The organism is Peribacillus sp. P4_C12 (assembly GCF_056402095.1).
Map to the genome: position 1 here is coordinate 1 of NZ_JBFUIB010000420.1, position 3,311 is coordinate 3,311.

Genomic DNA, 3,311 nt, shown 5'->3' on the forward strand with positions numbered 1-3,311 from the left:
CGAGAAATTAGGCTTTTTATATTTGGATTTCTTTACCGTTGTAAATCTGTATTTTCCTGATGTTACTCCCTTAGAGTATGTTTTTTTCAAAATATTGGTTATACACCTTTATGTAGATACGCTAAAAGCGACAGCCTTCACACCCTAAAAGAAGGGGAAAGGTTTGTTTCAACAACTTAATTACTTTCCTCTCGATCGCCTTGTTCGTTAAAAAAATGCAAGGCAATATACTGTGACAGTAAGCCATGACCAAAATAAAAAAGCATGGACTTCCAGCCTTCTGAATCAGGAAAACCTACATTTGGATAAAATATAAGATGAAAACCTATCAACACTCCATATAAAAACGAAAGCGTGGAAGATACTACAAAAATTCCTTTGACTATTCTCTTAATCATTCCAATACCACCTTTTTATATGCTAGGGGTACAGACATATCCCGATCAAGCTAAGAAACAGAAATCAGGTCACCGCCAAAACAATAATGTTACAAGTAGTCCAAAATTTCGTTTTGTGGGTGCATAAAATTTAACTTGATGGCGATGTGGTAGGACCCCATGAAAGGACCATAGAAGTGAATGAAGGAACCAAAATACAGATTCATTGTCCAATTGAGTTTACACTCACGAACCGAAAGTTTTTTTTCGGAGTGTATCTACAGCTAAGAGCAGCAGAGGCAGTAAAAGACCGAACGTAGCAGTAAATATATACCCCGTTTTTAGAGTATACTCACCAAGATACGCCGTATTCGGTACCGACACAAGGGAAAAAGCCAATAGAATCATACCCAAAGGTAACGTTAAAAAACGATAGTCTTTCAAGTTCAATATCTGGGCTATACCCAAATTCAATACATAGAACAACATGCTCATCTTAAAAAAGGTCGATATAAACCATATTCCAGCAACAATCGCTTCAATTCTTGTAACAAAGTCACCAACATTTATTTTTTTTGCCAAAAAGTAAGTTGAATAAATTTGTCTTGCTGCCTGATCCACGCCAAGAACCAGAATTGATAAGAATATAATGACGGATAAAAAAATTCCCCCGAGCAGTATTGCTCTATATAAAGATTTTCCGGCCTTTTGGGTCCAATTTACATAAGGAAAGATCATTAAAAAAATAACAGTATCAAGAAATGGAAAACTGAGGAAATGGATCCCAGCGATCAGTACAGGTTTAATCCCTTCCTCGAACACAGGTTGAAGGTTTTCAAACTTTAGCTCTGGAGTTATAAACACAACTAGAAGGAGAAAAAGAAAGATGACCAATGGGAATAAAATTTCCCCAGAACGTGCTAAAACTTCAAGTCCAAGCCTTACGCCCATAAGGGTAATTCCAAAAGCAAGAATGTAAATAGCTTCAATAGGGGTTTCGGGCATAATTTGTGTTTTCATAAAATCCCCTATGTTATAGAGCGTAAGGGAAGCAGCGACGACTGGAAAAGTCAAAAACAAGAGAGAAACCGTTTTTCCCAACCATACACCTAGAATTTCCTCCGTATATTCGATAAGGGTCATATTAGGGAAGCGTCTACCCAACAGTACGTATAAGGACATAATGGACAGCGCTACCCCTACTGTCAGTATAGCCGTTATCCAGGCATCCTGTTTGGCCAGGGAGACAAGAATTGATGGAATCACTAAGATTGCGCTACCGATGATATAAAGAATCACCAACACTATAAATTGCCTTTCCGTAATTTTCACGTTATCCATCATCTTTTTCCCCCCTTTACAAAAAAATTATTTCATTTCACATTATTATCAAATACGCTACAGAATAATCATCCATCACCGCCCGCCTCCTATTCCGTTACCGTAGTACAAAAAAGTTGATCATGCAATCACCCTATAGAGAACATATTTCCTAACCAACTCAACAAGAGTAAAGCCAATAAGGATTCCTATAATCGGTATAAAGATTGGTGAAATTTGAATGGTAACAGTACTGACCGTTTGTTGTACGTCGGCATTTTTGTCATAGGTATCGCGTCTTGGTTGGACTTTCTCGGGGTTGTTAAAGGATTGTGGATATATCATGTAGACGTGCTCTTTACTATTCCAGCCTACATACTATGGGATTTCTCCGTTCTACCCGTGACTGTTATGTTTTTGCTGCAATTTCAGCCGCAAGTTCATCCGTTCTGGAAAGCATTGTTTTTAGCTGGCGGTTCAGCTTTTGTGGGGGAACCTTTTTTTAATTGGATAGGATTCTTCGAACCGTTGAAATGGAGTCCTTTATTTTCTTTCCCGATATATGCCACGGCTTATTACTTATCGATCCGGGATCGGTTTGAGCCTCTTCGTTAGAAGGCTTCTTTTTGTAATAAAGGATAGCTTTTTTCGTTTTGGGGTATTCGAAAATTTTTGCTTGATGGGCATGTGGTAGGACCCCAATAGGAACAAACTGTGCGGTAACTAAAAAACTAAATCGCAACAAATTTCAAGTCGTCTCTAAATTTTGAAACGGCTTTTTATTATGCATAAATAGAGCGTTCAAGGAGGTCATGTTTTGACAATTGAAATCGGTGTAATAATCGCAACTGCTAGTGTTATTATTGGCTTCTTTATATTTAACAGAAATAGGGACAAGGATGTTAAAAGTGATGCTACAGAATCGGCAATTATAAGAACAAAATTAGACAATATTGGTCAATCAGTTGATTCAATTAGGATTGATTTTAAAGCTAGTGACCAACGTTGGACTGCATTGTCAGAGACTGTTATTCGTATAGATGAAAGTACAAAACAAGCACATAAGCGCATTGATCAAATCGAAAAAAAAAGAGATGTTTAATATAGAAAACGAAGTCATGCATCAAGTATTAATTTTTACAACTATTTTAGCACCAATAGTAGCAGCAGTGGTTCAAGTCGTTAAGCAAACCGTTACTATACCAAACAATATTTTTACCTAACTTAAGCTTGGTAATCGGACTAGGAATAGGTTCAGTTTCTTTTCCATTCACATATATGGATATTGTTTTGAGGTTATGGGCTGGTGCATTCGCTGGTCTTGTGGAACAGGGCTTTATGAGTTAATAGCAAAAAGAGAAGGAACTTCAAAATAAGCTGCCCGTTGGGTGGCTTTTTATTTTAGGATCTGTTAATGGATGTTGTTGATTTTCTTATGGAACTAATGGGGCAAATTAGATAAAAAAGGCCGACCAAAAAAGGTCGGCTTTTTTCATACTATTTTTAACAACAGGCGCCATATCCGTAACCGCCGCCGTAACCGCCGCCGTAACCGCCGCCGTAACCGCCGCCGTAACCGCCGCCGTAACCGCCGCCGTAACCGCCGCCGTAACC

6 protein-coding genes are annotated in these 3,311 nt (G+C 38.2%); 2 read left to right on the forward strand and 4 right to left on the reverse strand.

The window, feature by feature from the left end; all coding sequences use genetic code 11:
- Positions 1–176: 176 nt before the first annotated feature.
- From AC1DUW_RS24115 to AC1DUW_RS24125, 3 genes are all read right to left on the reverse strand, one after another.
- Positions 177–398: a hypothetical protein gene (locus AC1DUW_RS24115; RefSeq protein ID WP_053345448.1), complete on the reverse strand. Its 222-nt coding sequence runs from the start codon at positions 396–398 to the stop codon at positions 177–179.
- A gap of 225 nt (positions 399–623) precedes the next feature.
- Complete coding sequence (locus AC1DUW_RS24120) at positions 624–1,721, reverse strand: GerAB/ArcD/ProY family transporter (RefSeq protein WP_053345449.1); 1,098 nt, start codon at positions 1,719–1,721, stop codon at positions 624–626.
- 117 nt (positions 1,722–1,838) lie between these two features.
- Positions 1,839–2,042 carry a hypothetical protein gene (locus AC1DUW_RS24125; RefSeq protein ID WP_053345450.1) on the reverse strand — a complete coding sequence of 68 codons (204 nt, stop codon included), beginning with the start codon at positions 2,040–2,042 and terminating at the stop codon, positions 1,839–1,841.
- On the opposite strand from AC1DUW_RS24125, the gene AC1DUW_RS24130 reads away from it, so the two are divergent.
- On the forward strand, positions 2,001–2,312 hold the full coding sequence (locus AC1DUW_RS24130; RefSeq protein WP_379147290.1) for a CBO0543 family protein: 312 nt from the start codon (positions 2,001–2,003) through the stop codon (positions 2,310–2,312). The two genes, AC1DUW_RS24125 and AC1DUW_RS24130, sit on opposite strands and share 42 nt — an antisense overlap.
- Here AC1DUW_RS24130 and AC1DUW_RS24135 read toward each other — a convergent pair.
- Entirely contained in the window at positions 2,200–2,439 is a 240-nt protein-coding gene (locus tag AC1DUW_RS24135; RefSeq protein ID WP_477643658.1) for a hypothetical protein, read from the reverse strand. The two genes, AC1DUW_RS24130 and AC1DUW_RS24135, sit on opposite strands and share 113 nt — an antisense overlap.
- A 75-nt stretch (positions 2,440–2,514) precedes the next feature.
- On the opposite strand from AC1DUW_RS24135, the gene AC1DUW_RS24140 reads away from it, so the two are divergent.
- Complete coding sequence (locus AC1DUW_RS24140) at positions 2,515–2,799, forward strand: hypothetical protein (RefSeq protein ID WP_477643657.1); 285 nt, start codon at positions 2,515–2,517, stop codon at positions 2,797–2,799.
- The last annotated feature ends 512 nt before the right edge of the window (positions 2,800–3,311 follow it).

Coding starts and splice junctions, on each gene's coding strand:
- AC1DUW_RS24115 (WP_053345448.1), bottom strand. CDS start 398: ATGATTAAGAGAATAGTCAAAGGAATTTTTGTAGTATCTTCCACGCTT.
- AC1DUW_RS24120 (WP_053345449.1), bottom strand. CDS start 1,721: ATGATGGATAACGTGAAAATTACGGAAAGGCAATTTATAGTGTTGGTG.
- AC1DUW_RS24125 (WP_053345450.1), bottom strand. CDS start 2,042: ATGATATATCCACAATCCTTTAACAACCCCGAGAAAGTCCAACCAAGA.